Source organism: Mesorhizobium sp. M4A.F.Ca.ET.020.02.1.1, from assembly GCF_004022645.1.
Classification (GTDB): domain Bacteria; phylum Pseudomonadota; class Alphaproteobacteria; order Rhizobiales; family Rhizobiaceae; genus Mesorhizobium.
In genome coordinates this window covers 1-1040 of sequence record NZ_RZOI01001180.1, presented here as the reverse complement: position 1 = coordinate 1040, position 1040 = coordinate 1, and the positions used below count along the sequence as shown (strand labels likewise).

1 protein-coding gene is annotated in these 1040 nt (G+C 65.3%); it reads left to right on the top strand.

Annotated features, from left to right (window positions below):
- Positions 1-850: extracellular solute-binding protein (locus EN742_RS35870; protein WP_128333934.1), on the top strand; the 850-nt coding region annotated here is incomplete at its 5' end.
- Between the last annotated feature and the right edge of the window lie 190 nt (positions 851-1040).

Sequence of the window (1040 nt, the reverse complement as noted above, 5' to 3'; positions counted from 1 at the left end):
GGCCGACAGTTCGGTGCTGATCTGGAACAAGAAGCTGTTCAAGCAGGCCGGGCTCGATCCGGAAAAAGGCCCGACCAACTGGGCCGAGATCGAGGCCGACGCCGAGAAGGTCAACGCGCTCGGCGGCGATATCAAGGGCTTCTATTTCTCCGGCAATTGCGGCGGCTGCAACATCTTCACCTTCACGCCGCTGATCTGGGCTTCGGGCGGCGACATCCTCTCCGAGGACGGCTCCAAGGCGACGCTGGACAGCCCGCAGCTGCGCGGCGCCATCGACCTCTACCGCTCGATGGTCAAGAAGGACCTGGTGCCATCAGGCGCGCAGACCGACACCGGCGCCAACTTCTTCGCCGCCTTCGCCGCCGGCAATATCGGCATCTCGCCGTCCGGCGCCTTCGCCATCGGCGCGCTCAACACGCAGTATCCGAATGTCGACTATGGCGTCACCTTCCTGCCTGGCAAGGATGGCGGTTGGTCGTCCTTCGCCGGCGGCGACAATTTCGTCGTCACCAAGGGCACCAAGAAGCTCGCCGTGGTGAAGGAGTTTCTGGACTTCGCCTATTCGCTCGAAGGCCAGACGCTGCTCGCCAAATACGGCAGCCTGCCGGTGCGTGGCGACATCGCCAAGGAGGCGCTGAAGGACCTCGATCCGCGCTACCAGATCGCCGCCGAGGCGATGGCCAAGGGCCGCACGCCCTACACGGTGGTGTTCAACGACCTGATCAACTCCGCCAACGGTCCGTGGACGCAGATGGTCAACGAGGTCTTCTTCGGCGACGATGTCGACGGCGCGATATCGAATGCACAGGAGACCATGCAGTCGATCATCGACCAGGCGCCGCAGAAGTAGCGCCGCCCTCAACCTCCCCCTTGAGGGGAGGTCGGACCCGAAGGGTCCGGGTGGGGTCGCCCCGGCAGTGCTCGACGTTATCTCCCCGTCGGCGCGCGTCGCGGCGGACCCCACCCCCGGCCTTCGGCCGGACCCTCCCCTCGAGGGGGAGGGGACGCAGCGCCAACAGCAGGACTATCGCGTTGAGAAA